Origin of the sequence: Flavobacterium sp. MDT1-60, assembly GCF_014844035.1 — a bacterium.
Classification (GTDB): domain Bacteria; phylum Bacteroidota; class Bacteroidia; order Flavobacteriales; family Flavobacteriaceae; genus Flavobacterium.
On record NZ_CP062159.1, the window covers coordinates 2,898,155 to 2,918,697 of the forward strand.

Below are 20,543 nucleotides of genomic sequence, written 5' to 3' on the forward strand. Positions count from 1 at the left end.
GCTCAGAATCTTAGAGTCTTAGCAACTTAGCAACTTTAAAAAAATGTTTACAAAAAAAATCTTATTACCTGTTTTACTCTTTTCGTGCGTCTCGGCGTTCAGCCAGATTTCGTTTGGAGATTCGAAGAAAATTAATGACAACTGGAAATTCAATCTTCAGGATGTTTCAGATGCAAAAAATACAACTTTTGACGACAGTAAATGGCAGTCAGTAAACGTGCCTCACGACTGGAGCGTAAAAGGACAGCTAAGCCCAACGCTGGCAAGCTGTACAGGTTATTTACCGGGCGGAATTGCCTGGTATAGAAAATCAATCAATATTCCGCAAAGCAAAGCTGGAGAAAAAGTGTATTTGTATTTTGAAGGAGTTTACAACAGAAGCGAAGTTTTCATCAACGGACATTCTTTAGGAAAACGCCCGAACGGTTATATTTCTTTTGCTTATGATGCTACTCAGTTTGTAAAATACGGAGGAGAAAACACCATTTCAGTACGTGTAGACCATAGTCAAAGTGCCGATTCCAGATGGTATACGGGTTCAGGGATCTATAGAAATGTTTGGGTAGTTTATGCAAATCCGGTTCATATTGCACAATGGGGCGTTTATGCGTATCCGGAAATAAAAAAAGGAACAGGAACTTTGAATGTTGAGGTTGATGTAGAGAATGGATCTTCAGCAAAATCAACTTTAACTGTTATTAATGAATTGATTTCAAAAGAGGGAAAATCTGTTGCAAAAGCTTCTAATAAAGTAGAAGTTGCAGCGAATCAGAGTGGTAAAATTGCAGCTAAATTAAATGTCAAAAATCCACAATTATGGGACATAGATAATCCAAACTTATATCAGCTTAAAACAACCGTCCTGAAAGATGGAAAACAAATAGATCAAACGGTTACAAAAACTGGTTTTAGAACTTTCACATTCGATTCTAATAATGGTTTTGCATTAAATGGAACATGGATGAAAATGAAAGGCGTTTGTTTACATCACGATGCCGGAGTTTTAGGTTCTGCAGTACCTCGCGAAGTTTGGGAAACCAGATTAAAAACATTGAAAGAAATTGGTGTAAACGCTATTCGTACAAGTCATAATCCACAAGCACCGGTTTTTTACGAATTGTGTGATGAATTAGGAATTTTAGTATTGAATGAAGCTTATGACGAATGGGAATTCCCAAAACGTAAATGGTTAGAAGGCTGGAATTATGGAACACCGGGATTCGAAGGTTCGTTTGATATTTTTGCAGACTATGCAGAGAAAGATTTAGAAGATTTTGTACGTCGTGACAGAAATCACCTTTCCGTTTTTGCGTGGAGTATTGGTAACGAGGTTGATTATCCAAATGATCCTTATTCTCACCCAGTTTTAGACAAAGGAAAAGATGGTTTTGGACAAGCGGCTTACGGAGGTTATAAAAAAGATGCTCCAGATGCGATGCGTCTTGGAGTAATTGCAAAACGTTTGGTTGCAGCTGTAAAAAAATACGACAAATCTCGTCCAACAACGGCAGGTTTAGCAGGTGTTGCGATGTCTAACGAAACAGAATATCCGGGAGCTTTGGATATCACAGGCTATAATTATACAGAAAGCAAATATAAATCGGATCACGAAAAATATCCAAACAGAGTTATCTACGGAAGTGAGAATGTTCACGATATGGAACCCTGGCTTGCTGTAAAAAACAACAAACATATTTTTGGACAATTCCTTTGGACGGGTATTGATTATTTAGGAGAATCAGGAAGATGGTCTTCAAGAGGATTTTATTCAGGTTTGGTTGATTTTGCCGGAATTATTAAACCTAGAGGTTATTTCCGTCAATCTTTATGGTCTGATAAACCAATGGCTTACATTGGAACCTATCCTTTAAAAAATGATAAAGATATTTCTAAAGATGCATGGGCAATCTGGAATTACACTCAAGGTGAAAAGATTCGTGTTGTGTGCTATACAAATGCTGCAAAAGCACGTTTAGAATTAAACGGAAAAGTAATTGGTGAAACAAAAGCATATGATGAGAAAACAGGAATTATTTATTGGGATATCCCGTTTGCTGCCGGAAAATTAGAAGCTATTGGTTTAAATAAGGATGATAAGGAAGTAAGCAGATACGTGATTAATTCAACACAACAACCTGTTGAATTAACCATTACTGATACTAATATTACAATTGCAAAAGAAAAGGGAGTGGCTAAAATTATGGTGCAGCTAAAAGACCAAAACGGTCTTCCGGTAATGCTTTCAGATAATGAAGTAACTTGTACAATAACGGGTCCGGGAACTTTATTAGGACTTGAGGCAGGAAACAACAGCGATATGACAGATTATACAGATAATGTTCAGCGCGTATTCCACGGTCACATTGCGGCTTATGTTCAGGCAACGGGAGAATCATCTCAGCCTATAAAAGTTACGTTTACAAGTCAATGGTTAAAACCGGTTGAAGTTATTGTAAATGTGAAGTAAGAAGTAAGAAGTTATATGTTATTAGTTTTGAGTTCCAGCGGAACGACATGTTTATAGAAAATAAAAGATTTATGCGTGAGAGCCCCCATCGAAACCTGAAAATCTTTTTACATATCGCTCCTCCGGAGCTATATCCGGAAGGGATTATGATTTGCTATAAATATGTTGCTCCTCCGGAGCTAATTCACACAAATTAGTAGTTAGTTTTTAAATTGCCAATTAACCTGTCAGCATTTTTGGTTAGCGGACAGGTTAATTGTATATAATGACTAAAAGTTTATTATATTTGAAGTGTATTGTTAACACTTATTAAGATCAAAATGAAAATAAAAAATATAGTTCCGTTGATTTTGGGATTGGTTTTAGTATCGGTTTCTTCTAATGCCCAGACAAAAGTTTTTAAAAAAGAGGAATTCAAACAATGGGCACAAACGCCACCGATGGGCTGGAACAGCTGGGATTGCTATGGACCAACAGTTGAAGAACACGAAGTTAAAGCCAATGCCGATTATATGGCAAAAAACCTAAAAAAATTCGGTTGGGAATATATCGTTGTCGACATCAGATGGTTTGTCGAAAATGATAAAGCAGGAGGCTATAACCAAACAGATCCACGATATGTAATCGATCAATATGGAAGATATTTGCCAGCCGTAAATCGTTTTCCGTCAGCAAAAGACGGACAAGGATTCAAGCCTTTAGCAGATTATATTCATAAAAAAGGATTAAAATTCGGAATCCATATTATGCGTGGCATCCCGAAAAAAGCGGTGGAAGACAAAATGCCAATTAAAGGTGCAAACGGAATCACAGCAGACCAAATTTATACGACAGCATTGCAATGCGAATGGTTAAAGGATAATTACACCGTTCTTGCTGATAAGCCGGGAGCACAGGAATATTATGATTCTATATTTGAGCTTTATGCAAGTTGGGGAGTTGATTTCATCAAAATTGATGATTTATCCAGACCCTATCACGAAGGCGAAATCAACTTAATTAGAAATGCGATCGACAAATCTGGACGCAAAATCGTATTGAGTACTTCTCCAGGTGAAACTCCTATAACCGCAGCTCCTCACGTAAAAGAACATGCCAATATGTGGCGTATGGTTGATGATGTTTGGGACACCTGGCCTCATATTACACATTTAATGAAAGTAAGCGAAAAATGGTACCCGTATATTGCACCCGGAACCTGGCCAGACTGCGATATGATTCCGTTAGGTCGTATTTCAGTTAGGGGAGAACGTGGCGAAGACAGAATGACACGCTTAACAAAAGACGAGCAATATACCTTAATTACCTTTTTCAATATTTTTAAATCGCCATTGTTTTTTGGTGGAGATTTACCAAGCAACGATGCTTTTACTTTATCCTTATTAACCAATAAAGATGTGGTTAAAATGCACAATGAAAGTACCGATGTAAAACAGCTTTTCCAGAAAGACGGAAAAATTGCGGTGACTTCAAAGAATCCTAAAGACGGAAGTGTTTATCTGGCTTTGTTTAATATTTCGGATACAGCTTCAGAAACGATTTCGATAAATCTTTCTGATCTTGGAATTTCAGGAAATACAGAAGTTTTAAATATATGGACAGGCGAGAAATCGAAAGTTGCTGTTGGAGGAGCAATTTCGGCACAATTAAAACCTCACAGCTCAATTTTGTATCAATTAAAAGCTAAAAAATAATGAGAAAAATACATTTTTGCCTTGTATTATTTTTAATGATTTTTAATCTTTTACAAGCTCAAAACAACAATACAAAAGGAGTTCCGCCCATAATCGCTGAGAAAGATTTAACAGCTTATTTGTTTGTTTACTTCACCGGAAATTCTGTTGAAGATGAAGCTGTTCGATTTGCCATTAGTGCAGATGGTTATCATTATTATCATCTCAATACTAATAAACCAGTTTTAGACAGCAAAGTAATCAGCTCAACTGGAGGTGTTCGTGATCCGCATATTTTGCGTGGTGATGATGGCAAAACTTTTTATATGGTTTTGACTGATATGACATCTTCAAAAGGCTGGGATAGCAATCGTGCAATGGTTTTGCTAAAAAGCACTGATCTTGTAAATTGGAAAAGCAGTATTGTAAATATTCAAACAACCTTTCCCGGAAACGAGAATCTGAAAAGAGTTTGGGCACCGCAGACTATTTATGATGCCAAAACAGGAAAATACCTGATTTACTTTAGTTTGCAGCATGCAGGCGGTCCGGACAAAATTTATTACGCTTACGCCAATAAAGATTTTACAGGTTTAGAAAGTGCTCCAAAATTGTTATTTGTTCCAAAATCTGAAAGATCTTGTATTGACGGCGATATTATAGAGAAAGATGGCGTATATCATCTTTTTTATAAAACTGAAACCGAAAAAGCGGGAATAAAAGTGGCCACAACAACGGATTTGACTTCCGGGAATTGGACAGAAAACGACAATTATCTGCAACAGACAAAAGATCCTGTCGAAGGTTCAAGCATTTTTAAATTAAACAATTCTGATGATTATATTTTGATGTATGATGTCTATACAAAGGGGAAATATCAATTTACAAAAAGTAAAGATCTTGAAAATTTCGCCGTAATTGACAATGATATTTCAATGGATTTTAATCCGCGTCACGGAACCATTTTACCTATCACACGATCTGAACTGAAAAGATTAATTGCGAAATGGGGAATGCCTGAAAAATTTCCAAAAATAAACAATAATCCTGTTTTAGAAGGATATTATGCTGATCCTGAAATTTTATATTCAAACAAAACAAAAAAGTATTACATCTATCCAACCAGTGATGGTTTTGATGGCTGGTCTGGAAATTATTTCAAAACTTTCTCATCAGATAATTTGACAGACTGGAAAGACGAAGGAATTATCGTAGATCTGCGAAAAGACGTAAGCTGGGCCAACCGAAATGCCTGGGCGCCTTGTATTGTAGAGAAAAAGATAAAAGGAAAATACAAGTATTTTTATTATTTCACAGCGGCTCAAAAAATTGGAGTGGCCTCTTCGGATAACCCAACGGGACCTTTTAAAGACAGTGGAAAAGCTTTGATAAATAAAAGACCCGATGGAGTAAAAGGCGGTCAGGAAATTGATCCGGATGTTTTTACAGATCCTAAAACAGGTAAAAGTTATTTGTATTGGGGTAATGGGTATATGGCTGTAGCCGAATTGAATACTGATATGATTTCGATTAAAGCGGGAAGTACGAAATTAATTCAGGTTGACAAAACTTTCAGGGAAGGAACTTATATCATCTATCGAAAAGGAATTTATTACTTTTTATGGAGTGAAGACGATACAAGAAGTCCTAATTATAAAGTAAGATATGGAACATCAAAATCTCCTTTAGGACCAATTGAAATTCCGGAAAACAATATTGTAATCCAGGGAATTCCTGATCAGGGAATTTATGCAACAGGACATAATTCGGTTTTACAAATTCCAAAGAAAGACGAATGGTACATTACGTATCACCGTTTTTCTTATCCAACAGGAATAAAAATGGGAGATGCCGGTGGTTTTCACCGGGAAGTTTGTATCGATAAATTAGAGTTTAATGCTGATGGAACAATCAGGCAGGTAACTCCAACCCACAGCGGAATAAATGAAATAAAATAGTTTATTAGTATTATTTTTTTAAAATATAAAAAGCCATTTCTGTCAAAAGAAATGGCTTTTTGCGTTTATTCAATTGGCCAGAATATAATTGTAATAAAAAAAGCAATAGTGTAAGTTTTGTTTAATTATATGAGTAAAATGTTAAACGTATTTTGTAGAATGTCAGTAAAAATTGATGTTTTGGATTTAATTACAACTGTTGGTTATATTCTATAAGATGGTTTGTAAGAAAAAAAATAGAGATTCTCCGTAATATTGCGATATGAAGTGTTGCTGTAACATTTTATACTTTCAAATAGCTTTTTTACACTGTAACTAATTCTTTTTTAAGGGTTTGTTGTAGGTTTTCTTAAGATAGATTCGATTATTTTTAATACTATTAATTATTATGTTCATTTCCCTTACCCATGACCAGGTGCAATTTTATTATGGATCACTACGATGGCAATACAATTTTAATGAAATTGAAGAGCTTCTATTGCTCAAAAAAAAGAAAACCTATTTTCTTGTAAATTGTACTTTTATTGCCGTTACGGCTTTGGCCTATTATTGCATGCTTTTTACTAATTTAATGGATTTATACTATGTAATACCAACTTTACTCTGTTATGCAATCTTAATTATTTTAAGATTACACACCAATATCGAATTTGAATATTATGTGGTTGTAAAAGACATTTATCAAAAAGAAATTAAGGTTAAAATTGATGTTCAGGACCGTCCATTAATTGGAAAGCAAATCGATCAGTACCTGAATCATGAATATTATCGAATATTGCACCAAACCAAAAATAAGGTATTAAAATGAATCAATTATTACATGAAATTTCTGATTATGATTTGGCTTTTATTATTGTTGCTCTGGTATACGGTTTTATCATTACAACTAGAAAAAAATAAACAACTAGACAAATTCTGCTTCATTAACCTACATTTGAAGCGCTATCAGATTTCCAAAATATAGCTACAATCCTTAAGTTTAGTAGCAGCTGATTTAGCTATACACGTCCCCCAAATAAAACTTATGGCCACTTCAATAAAAAATAAAATTAAAAGCATTAGAGAATTAAAAAATTATACCCAGGAATATATGGCAGATCAACTTGGTGTCACCCAGGCGGGTTATAGTAAAATTGAAAAAGGAAAAACTATTTTAACCTATGTAAAATTGGTTGAAATAGCCCGGATTTTAGAAGTTAGCGTAGAAGATATCATTAGTTTTGACAGTGAAAGATATTTTAATAGCATAAATACCGTAAAAGGAAATAGTAATAATGGAAATATTTTAATTAACTCTGATAACAGTGCCGCCTTAAAAGAATTGTATGAAGATAAAATAAGGCTTTTAGAAAAACTTTTAAGTAAAACAGAAGAGGAATTAAATCGTTATAAAAGAAAATTCGGTCAGATATAATATAAAAAAAACGAGGTGCTAAACCTCGTTTTTTAATTTGTATTGCTATGATTTATGAAGTCTGATCATCTACAGCTGCATCGGGAGCATTTGATTTTACTGATGCAATTCCATTATCTCTGGCCGATGTGCTTTCGTACATCTCGCTTGATCCGATAATTTGACCGTTGCTGGCTTTTAAATTAAAATATAGTTTTCCGTTGCTGGATTCTTTTTTATCGTATCGGCTATCATCTTGTGAATTGGTTTTCACAGACTCGATTCCGTTCGTGCAGGCCGCTTTTGTACTATAGCCTTCACTAGTTAAAATTGTTTGTCCATTTCCTGCTTTTAAATTGAATTGGAATTCACCGTTTCCTCTTTTAGTAATTACAAATTTTCCCATATTATTTATTTTTAAGTTAGGTATTAATAAACTTTGCTTTAATAAAAATACAAAACTTGATGGTATAAATTAATCTTTCAGAAAAATAAAATTGAAAATTAGAAGATTACACATTATATAAACCTCAGAAAGCAGATTTCAATTAAACACTACTTTTTTGGGTTAATACTTTTAATGGTTTAGGTCTTCATCAAAAAAATAATTATCTACTTTTGTTAGTAACCGTTATTACTATGAAGGAAATTAATGAAATTCTAAAAGCCTATTCAGTGGCGAAAAAAGCCGGAAAAAAGACTGCTCTTGCCACTGTGGTAAAAGTAGAAGGCTCGTCTTATCGCCAGCCCGGTGCACGCATGTTGGTTACTGAGGATGGAAATCTGACAGGTGCCATTAGTGGTGGTTGTTTAGAAGGTGATGCTTTACGAAAAGCATTACTGTCTATTCATCAACAGCAAAATAAATTAATTACCTACAATACCACTAATGAAAATGATAGTGAAGTTGGACTACAATTGGGTTGCAACGGAATTGTTCATATTCTTTTTGAATATATTAATGATGATTTAATCAATAACCCCATACAGCTTTTACAACAATTAGAAACCGAACGAAAAGCCGCCATAATCTTAACTTTTTTTTCGCTTAAAAGAAATGCACCACAAATAGGAACAGTGTTATTTTATCGAAAAGATTCAGATATTTTACATAGTAACGATATCGCAATAAACACTATTCCGGATGTGAAAAAAGCACTTGAAAGCAAGACGACCATCATAAAACAAATACAGGACGAGGATGAAAATGAAGCTTTAATTGAGTGCATAGAACCGGTTGTTGCACTTGTTGTTGCAGGCGCTGGAAATGATGTTCAGCCACTTGTAAATATAGCTACTTTATTAGGTTGGGAAACAATTATAGGTGATGGAAGGGCAACGCATGCGACTACAAAACGATTTACTGAAACCAAACAGACTTTTGTTGTAAAACCGGAACAATTTCTCGATAATATTCAGATCGATGAGCAGACTTATTTCGTTTTAATGACCCATGATTATAAATATGATTTGGCGGTATTAAAATTACTTTTAAAAGTTGATTGTAAATACATTGGAATTCTGGGGCCAAAATCAAAATTAAACCGAATGCTCGACGATTTAAGTTCGGAAGGAATAATTTTAAGTGAAGAACAATTGAATCGTATTTACGGCCCAATCGGACTTGATATTGGTGCTGAAACTTCAGAAGAAATTGCTTTATCCATTATAGCAGAAATTAAAGCAGTTATGAGTGGAAAAACAGGAACTTCACTCAAACACAAAACACAAAAAATACACGATTCAAAAATAGTAATCTAAAAAAAGAAGTGATGACAGGTATTATAATTTTAGCAGCAGGAAATTCTTCAAGATTGGGGCAGCCAAAGCAATTACTGGTTTATAAAGACACTACCCTTTTGCAGCACATTATTGCAGAAGCCTCTGCAATAAAAGAGTCTGTCGTTATTGTTGTAACCGGCGCAAATCACGAATTAATAGAAAAGGAAATTGATTCTTCTAAAATAAAAACGGCCTTTAATCAGGATTGGGAATTAGGAATGTCTTCATCCATAAATACAGGCATAAATAAAGCATTGCAATTATTTCCTGAAATAGAGAAATGCATTCTTGCCGTTTGCGATCAACCATTTGTTTCTCACTCTGTTTTTGAAAATCTGATAGCTGAACACCAAAAAAACGGAAAAGGAATTATAGCCTCTTCTTATGCTGAAACATTAGGAACGCCGGTTTTATTTGATAAAAAATACTTTGGCGAATTGCTGAATTTAAAAGGGCAGGAAGGAGCCAAAAAAATCATTAATCAATTTTTAGACGATACGGCTTCAATTCCATTTGAAAAAGGTAATATCGACATTGATACAGAAGAAGATTATAATAAGCTCATTTCTGAATTGTAGGGTTTTGCCACGAAGGCACTAAGGCACAAAGTTTTTTTGTTGAAGTGCAAGCTGGAAAGGCACAAGTAAATGTGAGCTATAAAAGAAACAATTCTTTTTGGTCTTTATAATTAGATAAAGTTGAAAATCTTTGGGGCTTAGCCTTCATGGCATTAAGAAAGCTGCTCGACCAAAGCAGTTACTCTTTCAATTGTTTCTTCAATTTCTTCGGCAGTTGTAAATCGGCCTAAACTAAAACGTATCGAACTTAAAGCATCTTCATCAGATAATCCTAAAGCTTTTAAAACATGTGAAGGTTCTGATGTTACAGAAGAGCACGAAGAGCCATTTGACACAGCAATGTTTTGCAATGCCATAATGAGTTTTTCAGAATTGACACCCGGAAAGCAAATATTGGATGTGTTGTAAATTCTGTTATGGGTATTTCCGTTTATGAATGATCCTTTAATTTTTAACAGACCATTTTCTAGCTGATCTCTCAATAGTATAATTCTATTGTTGTCGTTATCTATTTCTAAAACAGCAATTTCAGCTGCTTTACCTAAACCAATAATTCCAGGAATGTTTAAAGTTCCGCTTCTTAGTTTTCGTTGTTGGTTTCCGCCGTTTAGTAATGGCGATAATTTTATTTTGGCTTCCGCCGAAATGTATAAGGCACCAACACCTTTCGGACCATAAAACTTATGTGCAGAAAGTGCCAAAAGGTCAATTCCAAGTTTTTTTACATCAATTAAAATCTTTCCGACAGCCTGTGTTGCATCACATAAAAAGAGTGCATTTTTTGCATGAATAACGGTTGATATTTCAGTAATATTCTGAATGACTCCGGTTTCATTATTTGCAAACATTATTATGACAATCAGTGTTTTAGTTGTAATTACCTCATTTAAAATATTAATATCAAGAATTCCGTCTGAAGCAACTGGCAGGTAGGTAACATCAAAACCAATACTTTCCATATAGCGGCAAGTTTCAAGAACAGCTTTGTGTTCTGTAGCAACAGTTACAATATGTTTTTTGTTTTCAATTGCCAATCCTTTAATGGCTAAATTAATTGATTCTGTTGCTCCGGAAGTAAAGATGATCTCTTCTTCTTTAGCACCAATTAAATTAGCGGTTTGCCAGGCGGCATTTTCAACAGCTTCCTGAATTTCTAATCCGGCTAAATGACTGCTGCTTGCATTGGCATAAAGATCCGTAAAATAAGGAAGCATTGCATCGAGCACCCGTTCATCAAGACGGGTTGTCGCATTATTGTCTAAATATATAGTGCGTAATTGAGGCATAAATATTACTTAAAGATGTAAAAATACAATTTTGTAATTTAAATAATCTCTTATTTATTACTCAAATAAATTACGATTTTGTGTGAATTTTATAAGTATTTATTGCGTAGGATTGTTAAATTTGTTAGGAATAACATTTTTGATTTTTTCTAACTTAAAAATACCAGGTATGGCCGCCAAAAGATCAACCAAAGACAAATTGACAGAAGATGAATCGAATGCATCTCGTCGGGACTTTCTAAAAAAGTCTGGATTGTTTACCGCTCTTGCTTTGGCACCGCCTTCATTGGTGATGGCCTCTGAAAATAAATGGGATGAAAAAATCGCCGGATATCTTGAAACGGTTCCGCTTTCTATAGAAGTAAACGGAGTAAAACAAAATCTTAATGTGGAACCCCGTACCACTTTATTGGATTTACTGCGTGAACAATTACATTTGACCGGAACTAAAAAAGGTTGTGATCACGGGCAATGTGGAGCATGTACCGTACATGTTAATGGTACTAGAATTTTGTCTTGTTTAGCATTGGCATCAATGCAGCAAAATGCTCAGGTTACTACAATTGAAGGACTTTCAAAAGGGAAAAAACTACACCCAATGCAGGAAGCCTTTATCAAAAATGATGGTTTTCAATGTGGGTATTGTACTCCCGGACAAATCATGTCGGGAATTGCCTGCATCAAAGAAGGTCATGCCAACAGCAGAGAAGAAATTAGAGAATATATGAGTGGTAATATTTGTCGTTGTGGCGCTTACCACAATATTGTTGATGCTATTACCGAAGTTAAGGAAGGAGGGATGCTATCATGAAAAACTTCCAAATCATAAAAGCATTATCATCAAAATCGGCTGTTACAAGCATCGGTAAAGAATCTTCCGCTATGTTTATTGCCGGAGGAACCAATCTTGTCGATTTAATGAAGAAAAATGTGGTCGCTCCTGACAAACTTGTCGACATTACCGCAATAGACTTAAAAAAGATAGAATTCCTAACGGGGAAAACAACAATTGGTGCGTTGGCAAAAAATAGTCAGGTTGCCGAAGATAGCGCCATAATAGAAAAGCATCCTTTGCTGGCAATGGCTTTAAGTGCCGGAGCCTCTCAGCAAATTAGACATATGGCGACGGTTGGCGGAAATATGTTGCAGCGTACACGTTGTTCATATTTTTATAATACCGATATGCCCTGCAATAAAAGAGTTCCAAAAAGCGGTTGTGGTGCTATTGGCGGATCAAACAGAATGCACGCCATTTTTGGTGCATCTGATAGTTGTATCGCTGTTCACCCGAGTGATATGTGCGTTGCCTTAGCAGCATTGGACGCGACAGTCCTAGTGGAAGGGCCAAAAGGAAAAAGAGAAATTAAATTTACTGATTTCCATCGCCTTCCGGGAAATACTCCGGAAAAAGACAATACACTTCAAAACAAAGAATTGATTACTTCAGTTGAAATCCCGAATAATAACTTTACTAAAAATGTTCACTATCTAAAAGTTCGTGACCGAAGCAGTTATGCTTTTGCACTGATTTCGGTAGCTGCAGCTTTAGATATTCAAAATAATACGATTAACGACGTACGTTTAGCAATGGGAGGCGTAGCACATAAACCCTGGCGACTTACTGAAGCGGAAGAATTTTTAAAAGGGAAAACAGTTTCAGAAACAATTTTCAGACAAGCAGCTGATTTGGCTATGAAAGGAGCAAGAGGTTATGGAGATAATGATTTTAAATTAGTTCTCGGACCAAATGCCATTGTAGAAGCATTAACTATAGCATCATCTAAATAATTTGAATTATGAGCAAGACAAGTAATATAAATAGAGTAGATGGGTTTGCTAAAGTAACGGGTTCTGCAACCTATTCAGCCGAGTATAAAACGGATGGTATTGTGTATGCATGCCTGGTTGGAAGTACGATTGCAAAAGGAAGAATCAAAAGCATAGATACAAAAAAAGCCGAATGGGCGCCGGGAGTTCTGGCTGTTATTTCGCATTTGAATGTAGATAAACCCGCCGGATACGAGAAAGCAAAAGATCCACATAATTTTGGACAACCACTTCAGGTTTTTAAAGACGATACGATTCTGTATTACGATCAGCCGATCGCAATGGTGATTGCTGATACTTTTGAACGTATGCAATATGCAGCGAGTTTAATTAAAGCGGAATATATCAAAGAAGAACATATCACAGATCTTCAAAAAGCAAAAGACAAAGAGAAAAAAGTAGAAACCGATAAAGGTGATGATTATCATCGCGGCGTTCACGACAATTATAAAAATGCTGCCGTTGTTTTAGAGGAAGAATACATTATTCCGACTGAAGTTCACAATCCGATGGAATTGGCTAATATTATTGCGAAATGGGACGGAAACAAACCAACAGTGTATACCAAAAGTCAGGGTGTTGAAGGAACAAGAAGAAGTATAGGAGGTGTGTTTGGAATTCCCCCAGAAGATGTTTCTGTAAATTCGGAATATCTTGGAGGTGCTTTCGGAATGGGATTGCACACCTGGCCTTATGAAATTGCAGCTCTTATCGGATCAAAGAAATTAAATCGTCCGGTTAAATTAGTGCTTCACAGAGAGCAAATGTTTACCAATGTTGGGTTTAGACCTTGCACCATTCAAAAAATGGGTTTAGGAGCTACTAAAGAAGGTAAATTGATTGGTTTAACGCATGAAGCTGTAGCGATGACTTCAAGTTATGAAGATTTTATGGAAGGAACGGTAAACATGTCCCGATTTATTTATAATTGTGACAATGTTTCTACCCGCTATCGTATTGTAAAACTGGATACCTGTACACCAATCTGGATGCGCGGTCCTGGTGAAGCGACTGGTTCTTTTGCCTTAGAAAGTGCCATGGACGAACTGGCGCATAAATTAGATATGGATCCGATTGAGTTTCGTAAACTAAATTATGCCGAAAAGGATTTGGAACAAAACAAACCGTGGAGCAGTAAATATCTTCTGGAATGTTATGAAGGCGGAATGGAACGCATTGGCTGGAAAAACCGTAAAAATAAACCAGGCTCAGTTAAAGAAGGTGAGTGGCTGGTAGGTTACGGAATGGGAACCGGAACTTTTGGCTGTTATAGAAGTCCAACTTCTGTAAAAGCAAAATTCTTATCCGATGGAAATTTAGTATTACAATGTAGTGTAAACGATATGGGACCCGGAACAGCAACCATGATGACCGCAATTGGAGCTGAAATTACCGGATTACCAACAGAAAATGTAGTAATCGAAATGGGAAAAAGCGGACTTCCAAAAGGTCCAACTCAGGGAGGATCTGCTACAACATCATCTGTAGGTTCTGCGGTTCACGATGCCTGTAATTTATTGGTCAGCAAAATACTTGGTTTGGCTGCTGAAACTTCAACTTTTAAAGGGACAGCTATTACTGATTTGGCTTTCGCCAATGGTGTAATAACATCCAAAAAAGACAATTCGAAAACAGTTTCTTTAGCCTCATTGCTGAGTGCCAATAAGCTTGAAAATTTTGAAGTAGAAAATGTATCAAAAGCTACCGAGGAAGCAAAAAAATATTCCATTTATTCATTTTCTGTGCATTTTGTAAAAGTACTGGTGAATCCTAATTTAGGAAAAATAAGATTGGCACATGTGGTTTCCTGCGCAGATATTGGAACTGTAATCAGCCAGAAAACTTCTGCCGGACAAATGTACGGTGGGGCGGTTGGAGGAATCGGAATGGGATTAATGGAAGCATTAGAAATTGACCATCGTTTTGGTCGCCCGATAAACAATAATTTTGCCGATTATCATGTTCCTGTAAATGCTGATATTGAAAAACAAGAAGTATTTTTCGTCAATAAAAAAGACCCAATCAGTAATCCGATGGGAACAAAAGGTCTTGGTGAAACGGCTTTGGTCGGAATGGCGCCTGCAATTGCAAATGCCGTTTTTAACGCCACTGGAAAACGTGTACGAGATTTGCCAATTACGTTGGATAAGATACTAGAACCAAATGTAGCAACAGCGTAATACCTGATTCTAAAATTAAAAAATCCCTTTAGGAAGCCTTGACTTCCTAAAGGGATTTTTTAATTAAAAGAAAAATGGATAAGTTTTGTAATATCATAAAAAAATGATACAAAACATCTTAAACTAAAACATCAGATTTAAAAGATACAAATTAAAAGAATGCTTGCTAGTTGTTGATGGGAAATATTGCTGATTTGATTATTTTCTGAGAAAAGAAAATTGAAAACGCTCATTAAAAAAATGATGCAGTTTTCTAATAAACAAAGTTTTTAGAATTATAATAAATAGAAGAATACTACATCATTATTTGGGGGACATAATATAGTTTCTTTATTGACTTATAAAACTATATTACGTTGTGTAATACTGCACCATTTTCGCATTGGTTTTGGTTATGGTTTACAATATTAATTCCGATTTGTAGTAGGTATGTGGAACAATTAAAATCGAAAATTAACATGATAAGTGTCAAATATACACTTGAAGTGTATACGATGCTTATATAATTTCGTTTAAATGTTACATAATTACCATGTTTTAGTTGCAAAACTGACATTTTTACGTATGTGTCTGAAAATATGTCAAGTAACTTGAAAAATTGACAGTTTTTTTACTTTGGTATTTATTTTGCATTTTTTGTATGTGAATTTAATTTACTATGTATAACTTTTTAAAAAGAAAAAATCATGTTAAGTATTAGAAGAAATGGGAATCACTCTCAAGCATTACCAGCATTATTTGATGACTTTTTTAGTCGTGAGCTTTTTAACTGGGGAAACAGTAATTTTTCTTCCACCAGTACTACGGTACCTTCTATAAATGTGAAGGAAACTGCTGAGAACTATGAAGTTGAAGTCGCAGCGCCAGGGCTGGACAAGAAAGATTTTAGCGTTACGCTGGATAACAATTTATTGACAATCTCTTGTGTGAAATCTACAAACACAAAAGACAAGGGAGAAGATGAAAATTACACTCGTCGTGAATTTAGTTATCAATCGTTTCAAAGAAGTTTTGAATTGCCAAAACACGTAGTCGATGAAGATAAAATAAATGCACGTTACGAAAACGGACTTCTGTATCTTACCATCCCTAAAAAAGAAGAAGCAAAACAAAAAGGTCCAAAATTGATTGAAATTGAATAATAATTTTAACTGATTTTGAGATTATTTACTCCGTTTTTTATTCATGAAAGGCTGTCAGTTTTGACAGCCTTTTCTATTTTAAAACATTCTCCAAGATCCAACGATCCAATAATCTAATTATTACTTCTTAAAAGCAGGTAAAATATATTTCTGAATTATTTCATCACTTGGCGATTGCGAATTATAGTTTCCGCCGGTAATAACTGTAACCATATTTTGGTCTTCCCAAATGTAAATTTTCTGTCCGCCGTTTCCTTGTGCTGCTTTTCCATAATATTTAGTTCCGTTAACTTCCAGGTATTTAATCCACCATAAATAACCATAATTTACACCTTGAACAACAGAATGTTTTGTTAGTGATTCTTTAACCCATTCTTTAGAAATAACCTGTTTGTCATTCCAAACGCCTTTGTTTAGATAAAGCAAACCAAATTTAGCCATATCTCTGGGAGTTAAATAAATTTGGCAAAATGTTTCGGCACTCGATGCATCTGGTTTAAAATTCCATTTGAAGTTTTTTATACCAATATCTTTGAAAAGAGTTTCTTTTGCAAAATCAGGAAGTGTCATTTTTGTTGCTTTTTCAACGATTTTACCCAATGTGATTGGATTACCGGAACAATACATTCCTCTACCGCCAGGTACATCAACCATTGGTAAGTCTAAGGTGAATTTTACCCAGTCTTCAGAATAATTCATGGTAGTTTCATTTCCTTCAGATTTGGGATTGCTCAAGTCACAATCAAGACCACTTTGGTTGGTTAAAAGGTTTTTGATTGTAATTTGTCTTTTATCTTCTGTTAGATTTTTAAGAGTGTACTCCGGAAAAAAAGAAAGCACTGTTTCATTTGCGTCTTTAATTAAACCTTTATCAATCGCAATTCCGGTAAGCGCAGAAACCAGACTTTTTGTAGCAGAACGCATTTCGTGTAACTTCGTTTTGTTGTATTCATAAAAATACTCTTCAAATACAAGCTTCCCATCTTTTATGATTAAAACACTATGCACGTTTGGATACGTACCATCAACTATTTTTTGCATCATTTTATTCAACAATGCTTTATCTAATGTGGTATTATCGATCAACTCCGTTACTAAACCATCAAGATCTTTTTTGGGTTGTTGATAGACATATTTAAAATCTTTTGAATTAAGTCGTGGATACCACATTTCTTTTGGAAAGTTGACTTTTTTATTAATGAGATTAAAAGTTTTCCCGTCAGAGGTATAACCGGTAATAACAGCAGTATTATTTCTTAAGAAGGTTATTTTTTCTTTAGACATATTGAGAAAGATGTCTTTTTCAGAAGGCTTTAGCGCATATTTGCTTTCGTTGATAATAGCATATAAAATCGTGTCTTTTGGAGACGCAGCTATTTGTAAAGTGGTATTGTTTTGATATTCATAAATACCTTCATACTCTTTTAATTGTTCATACGTAATCTTAAACTTTTGCTGCGAGTATCCGGAAAAAAGGGACAATAAAAATAACAGAAGTAAACATGTTCTTTTCATTCTTTGTGGTTTTTGGTTAGTTTTTGGTAATGTTAAATTTACTTCAATATTAAACAAAAAAAAGAGACACTTATTGTTTAATTAAGTGTCTCTTTGATATTTAGGTTAAAATAACGATTTGTTATTTGATCGTAATAGGAACTTCAACCGTTGTTTTATCCCAACCAATAACCAAATTTGTTATCCCATCTTTTGATGTAAAAGCAATCGATAATAATTCAATTGGAGTGGTTACTGTTTTAACCGGAACTGTGATTTTTACCAGATCTTTGCTTTCATCATAAGCGTAGGCACCCCACATATCAACTTCTTTATTGATAATGATTGTCCATTTGTCTTTTTCAGGAATGGCAAACAAACTATAAGATCCTGCAGGAACTGCAACACCATTGATAGTAGCCGGTTTGTAGAATTTGATTTCTGTATTTTCGTTGGCACCAACACGCCAAACTTCACCATACTTAATCAAATCTCCAAAAATAACACGCCCTTTAGCAGCTGGTCTTGAATAAATAACTTTAATTGAAGGCGAAGGAGTATCCGTTTTTTTGAATTTAACAGATCTGCTTGGGAAATAAGAAATATCAACCGGACTTGCATCTAACGGAGCAAATTTTACCGCATCTTGAGCCTGAACTGTAACGGCAGTAAATAAAATAACTGCCAGTAAGCATAATTTTTTCATAGGATTACAATTTTTAGAATAACTACAAAGTAAGTTAATAATGAAGAAAAATCATATAATTACAGTTTGTTTTTTGTTAATGAATTGGTAATGTTTCTTAATTCTGGTTTTGCTCTTTTTTCTTTTTTTCATACCAATTCTGCATAATGTAAAAAGCTTTCTTTTTATTACCATCATTTGATATTAATCCTTTTCTGTTGTAACCATCCTGAACGCCCGGAAGAAGCCTTTTTGGAGACCTGAAATCAACCAGAATCCAGGGACTCAAACCACTAAGATGAGGTATTTTTTCAATCATCTTTAAGTTTTGAATATACAGGTATTCCTGATATTCTTCGGTCCAGCGTTCCTTTTTTTCACCGTGTAAACCTTGTTTGGCATCTCCTCCAAATTCAGAAACAATAACTGGTTTGTTGTATTTGGTTTTCCAGGTTATTTTCTCAGCATCCTCCAGATTTCCGCCATACCAGCCTAAATACTGATTGAACGCGATGATATCCAGAAATTCGCCAATTTCATCATTGATTGTTTCTTTTTTTGTTAGTAAAGCCGCACTGATTAATCTTGTATTATCTAAAGATTTTGTGTGGTCAGCTAAATTTTTGATAAAAGTATTTCGGGCATCAGAAACCGGTGTTTCATTTGCCATTGACCAGATAATAATAGAAGCTCTGTTTTTATCTCTGGTAACTGCTGCTGTCAATTGATCTTCTGCATTTTTGTAAGTATCTTTATTGGTGAATTCTACTGTCCAGTACACCGGAATTTCTTCCCAAACCATTAAGCCCATTTTATCAGCTGTTCTGATAATGTTTTCATTATGCGGATAATGTGCCAGACGAACATAATTACAACCTAATTCTTTTGCCCAGTTCAACAAACGCAAAGCATCTTCTTCAGAATTAGCGCGTCCGCCTTTTGCATTTTCTTCGTGAATTGAAATACCACGTAAAAAGATTGGTTTTCCATTCAATAGAATTTTATCTTCTTTGGTTTCAATGGTTCTGAAACCGATATTATCCTTTAATTTTTGTCCGTTAAAATCAATTGTTACATCATAAAGTTTTGGATTTTCAGGTGACCAATACGAGATTTTTTTAGCCGGAATTTCGAAGTTTAAAAGACCATCAGAACCTACTTTTCCTTTGTAATTGATTTTTAATTCCGGAATTGTAATAGTTACAACATTTTTTACGGCATCAGGATTGTTAATTTTTACAAAACCAGAAATCAAAACCAGATTATTCTTTTTAAGCTGAATATTATAATCTTCAACAAATGACGCTTCTTCTTCAATTAAAGTCACATCACGAGTGATTCCGCCATAATTCCACCAATCAGTATTGATTGTCGGAACATCTTCTTTATGACGTGTATTATCCACTTTAATAACCAAATAATTGTCTTTTGGTTTTACAATCGATGTCACTTCATAATTGAATGGTGTAAAACCTCCAATATGGGTTCCTAGTTTTTTTCCATTCAAATAAACATCAGCTTTATAATTGATCGCTCCCAAATAAATAAAAAGACGTTTTCCTGTTTTTAAATCATAATCGAATGACTTTTTGAACCAAACGTTTCCTTCGTAATATTTAAGCTCCGGAACTTGTGAAGTCCAATCGCCCGGAATATTGATTTGTGGAGATTTATCAAAATCATATTCCACCAATTCTTGTTTGTTTACCGCATGATAATTACTGTAGAAAGCAGATTTTGCTGGTTTTTCCTGTTTATCGTATTGATCAAGATGAAAGCTGTAAAAGCCCGTTTGATACGGATCAATAATATAATTCCAAACACCGTTTAAAGATGTTGTATTTCGGTGTGGTACGTTTGAGATTAGGTTTTGATTTTGTGCAAATCCTAAAATAGATGTGGTTAAGAAGATTACGGTTAATAGTTTTTTCATTGGTAATATTGTATTTATTTTATTGTAATTAGTTATGTTTTTTAACCGCAAAGACCGCCAAGGTTTTACGCAAAGTTCGCAAAGCTTTCTTTAAACTTTGCGAACCTTGCGTTTTCACTTTGCGAACTTTGCGGTTAAGTAAGCA

Annotated in this window: 16 protein-coding genes; 11 read left to right on the plus strand and 5 right to left on the minus strand. The window is 34.8% G+C overall.

The features are described 5' to 3' along the window. Window positions 1–43 precede the first annotated feature (43 nt). The 5 genes from IHE43_RS12250 (at window position 44) to IHE43_RS12270 (ending at window position 7,512) form a co-directional block, all read left to right on the plus strand. The gene (locus IHE43_RS12250; protein ID WP_192184140.1) at window positions 44–2,467 is read left to right on the plus strand and encodes a sugar-binding domain-containing protein; all 2,424 of its coding nucleotides are present in this window, start codon (window positions 44–46) and stop codon (window positions 2,465–2,467) included. Between the two features lie 320 nt (window positions 2,468–2,787). Next, the gene (locus tag IHE43_RS12255; protein ID WP_192184141.1) at window positions 2,788–4,161 is read left to right on the plus strand and encodes a glycoside hydrolase family 27 protein; all 1,374 of its coding nucleotides are present in this window, start codon (window positions 2,788–2,790) and stop codon (window positions 4,159–4,161) included. Beyond that, the gene (locus IHE43_RS12260; protein ID WP_192184142.1) at window positions 4,161–6,098 is read left to right on the plus strand and encodes a family 43 glycosylhydrolase; all 1,938 of its coding nucleotides are present in this window, start codon (window positions 4,161–4,163) and stop codon (window positions 6,096–6,098) included. The genes IHE43_RS12255 and IHE43_RS12260 overlap by 1 nt, the downstream gene beginning before the upstream one ends. A gap of 388 nt (window positions 6,099–6,486) precedes the next feature. Then, window positions 6,487–6,906, plus strand: a complete 420-nt coding sequence (locus IHE43_RS12265; RefSeq protein WP_192184143.1) for a hypothetical protein — start codon at window positions 6,487–6,489, stop codon at window positions 6,904–6,906. Between the two features lie 216 nt (window positions 6,907–7,122). Next, window positions 7,123–7,512 (plus strand): helix-turn-helix transcriptional regulator, encoded by a 390-nt coding sequence (locus IHE43_RS12270; protein WP_192184144.1) that lies wholly within the window; start codon window positions 7,123–7,125, stop codon window positions 7,510–7,512. A gap of 52 nt (window positions 7,513–7,564) precedes the next feature. On the opposite strand, the gene IHE43_RS12275 is transcribed toward IHE43_RS12270, so the two are convergent. Beyond that, complete coding sequence (locus tag IHE43_RS12275; RefSeq protein WP_192184145.1) at window positions 7,565–7,897, minus strand: YegP family protein; 333 nt, start codon at window positions 7,895–7,897, stop codon at window positions 7,565–7,567. Between the two features lie 233 nt (window positions 7,898–8,130). Between IHE43_RS12275 and IHE43_RS12280 the strand changes: the two genes are divergently transcribed. Both IHE43_RS12280 and IHE43_RS12285 read left to right on the plus strand, forming a co-directional pair. Beyond that, window positions 8,131–9,252 carry an XdhC family protein gene (locus IHE43_RS12280; RefSeq protein WP_192184146.1) on the plus strand — a complete coding sequence of 374 codons (1,122 nt, stop codon included), beginning with the start codon at window positions 8,131–8,133 and terminating at the stop codon, window positions 9,250–9,252. Between the two features lie 11 nt (window positions 9,253–9,263). Beyond that, window positions 9,264–9,851, plus strand: coding sequence for an NTP transferase domain-containing protein (locus IHE43_RS12285; RefSeq protein ID WP_192184147.1), 588 nt, complete (start codon window positions 9,264–9,266; stop codon window positions 9,849–9,851). Window positions 9,852–10,003: 152 nt separating this feature from the next. On the opposite strand, the gene IHE43_RS12290 is transcribed toward IHE43_RS12285, so the two are convergent. Then, entirely contained in the window at window positions 10,004–11,137 is a 1,134-nt protein-coding gene (locus tag IHE43_RS12290; protein ID WP_192184148.1) for a cysteine desulfurase family protein, read from the minus strand. Between the two features lie 169 nt (window positions 11,138–11,306). On the opposite strand from IHE43_RS12290, the gene IHE43_RS12295 reads away from it, so the two are divergent. From IHE43_RS12295 to IHE43_RS12310, 4 genes are all read left to right on the plus strand, one after another. Beyond that, window positions 11,307–11,948, plus strand: a complete 642-nt coding sequence (locus IHE43_RS12295) for a (2Fe-2S)-binding protein (RefSeq protein WP_192184149.1) — start codon at window positions 11,307–11,309, stop codon at window positions 11,946–11,948. Next, the gene (locus IHE43_RS12300) at window positions 11,945–12,925 is read left to right on the plus strand and encodes a xanthine dehydrogenase family protein subunit M (RefSeq protein WP_192184150.1); all 981 of its coding nucleotides are present in this window, start codon (window positions 11,945–11,947) and stop codon (window positions 12,923–12,925) included. The genes IHE43_RS12295 and IHE43_RS12300 overlap by 4 nt, the downstream gene beginning before the upstream one ends. A gap of 8 nt (window positions 12,926–12,933) precedes the next feature. After that, window positions 12,934–15,144 carry a xanthine dehydrogenase family protein molybdopterin-binding subunit gene (locus IHE43_RS12305; RefSeq protein ID WP_192184151.1) on the plus strand — a complete coding sequence of 737 codons (2,211 nt, stop codon included), beginning with the start codon at window positions 12,934–12,936 and terminating at the stop codon, window positions 15,142–15,144. Between the two features lie 686 nt (window positions 15,145–15,830). Beyond that, complete coding sequence (locus IHE43_RS12310; RefSeq protein WP_192184152.1) at window positions 15,831–16,286, plus strand: Hsp20/alpha crystallin family protein; 456 nt, start codon at window positions 15,831–15,833, stop codon at window positions 16,284–16,286. Window positions 16,287–16,406: 120 nt separating this feature from the next. Here IHE43_RS12310 and IHE43_RS12315 read toward each other — a convergent pair whose 3' ends face one another. From IHE43_RS12315 to IHE43_RS12325, 3 genes are all read right to left on the minus strand, one after another. Then, on the minus strand, window positions 16,407–17,801 hold the full coding sequence (locus IHE43_RS12315; RefSeq protein WP_192184153.1) for a serine hydrolase: 1,395 nt from the start codon (window positions 17,799–17,801) through the stop codon (window positions 16,407–16,409). Window positions 17,802–17,922: 121 nt separating this feature from the next. Continuing rightward, the gene (locus IHE43_RS12320; RefSeq protein ID WP_192184154.1) at window positions 17,923–18,486 is read right to left on the minus strand and encodes a DUF2911 domain-containing protein; all 564 of its coding nucleotides are present in this window, start codon (window positions 18,484–18,486) and stop codon (window positions 17,923–17,925) included. 97 nt (window positions 18,487–18,583) lie between these two features. Then, window positions 18,584–20,398, minus strand: a complete 1,815-nt coding sequence (locus IHE43_RS12325) for a glycoside hydrolase family 2 protein (RefSeq protein WP_192184155.1) — start codon at window positions 20,396–20,398, stop codon at window positions 18,584–18,586. Between the last annotated feature and the right edge of the window lie 145 nt (window positions 20,399–20,543).

What these genes read in the sequence shown, in the direction of transcription:
- IHE43_RS12250 (WP_192184140.1), top strand. Translation starts at nt 44, where the DNA reads ATGTTTACAAAAAAAATCTTATTACCTGTTTTACTCTTTTCGTGCGTC.
- IHE43_RS12255 (WP_192184141.1), top strand. Translation starts at nt 2,788, where the DNA reads ATGAAAATAAAAAATATAGTTCCGTTGATTTTGGGATTGGTTTTAGTA.
- IHE43_RS12260 (WP_192184142.1), top strand. Translation starts at nt 4,161, where the DNA reads ATGAGAAAAATACATTTTTGCCTTGTATTATTTTTAATGATTTTTAAT.
- IHE43_RS12265 (WP_192184143.1), top strand. Translation starts at nt 6,487, where the DNA reads ATGTTCATTTCCCTTACCCATGACCAGGTGCAATTTTATTATGGATCA.
- IHE43_RS12270 (WP_192184144.1), top strand. Translation starts at nt 7,123, where the DNA reads ATGGCCACTTCAATAAAAAATAAAATTAAAAGCATTAGAGAATTAAAA.
- IHE43_RS12275 (WP_192184145.1), bottom strand. Translation starts at nt 7,897, where the DNA reads ATGGGAAAATTTGTAATTACTAAAAGAGGAAACGGTGAATTCCAATTC.
- IHE43_RS12280 (WP_192184146.1), top strand. Translation starts at nt 8,131, where the DNA reads ATGAAGGAAATTAATGAAATTCTAAAAGCCTATTCAGTGGCGAAAAAA.
- IHE43_RS12285 (WP_192184147.1), top strand. Translation starts at nt 9,264, where the DNA reads ATGACAGGTATTATAATTTTAGCAGCAGGAAATTCTTCAAGATTGGGG.
- IHE43_RS12290 (WP_192184148.1), bottom strand. Translation starts at nt 11,137, where the DNA reads ATGCCTCAATTACGCACTATATATTTAGACAATAATGCGACAACCCGT.
- IHE43_RS12295 (WP_192184149.1), top strand. Translation starts at nt 11,307, where the DNA reads ATGGCCGCCAAAAGATCAACCAAAGACAAATTGACAGAAGATGAATCG.
- IHE43_RS12300 (WP_192184150.1), top strand. Translation starts at nt 11,945, where the DNA reads ATGAAAAACTTCCAAATCATAAAAGCATTATCATCAAAATCGGCTGTT.
- IHE43_RS12305 (WP_192184151.1), top strand. Translation starts at nt 12,934, where the DNA reads ATGAGCAAGACAAGTAATATAAATAGAGTAGATGGGTTTGCTAAAGTA.
- IHE43_RS12310 (WP_192184152.1), top strand. Translation starts at nt 15,831, where the DNA reads ATGTTAAGTATTAGAAGAAATGGGAATCACTCTCAAGCATTACCAGCA.
- IHE43_RS12315 (WP_192184153.1), bottom strand. Translation starts at nt 17,801, where the DNA reads ATGAAAAGAACATGTTTACTTCTGTTATTTTTATTGTCCCTTTTTTCC.
- IHE43_RS12320 (WP_192184154.1), bottom strand. Translation starts at nt 18,486, where the DNA reads ATGAAAAAATTATGCTTACTGGCAGTTATTTTATTTACTGCCGTTACA.
- IHE43_RS12325 (WP_192184155.1), bottom strand. Translation starts at nt 20,398, where the DNA reads ATGAAAAAACTATTAACCGTAATCTTCTTAACCACATCTATTTTAGGA.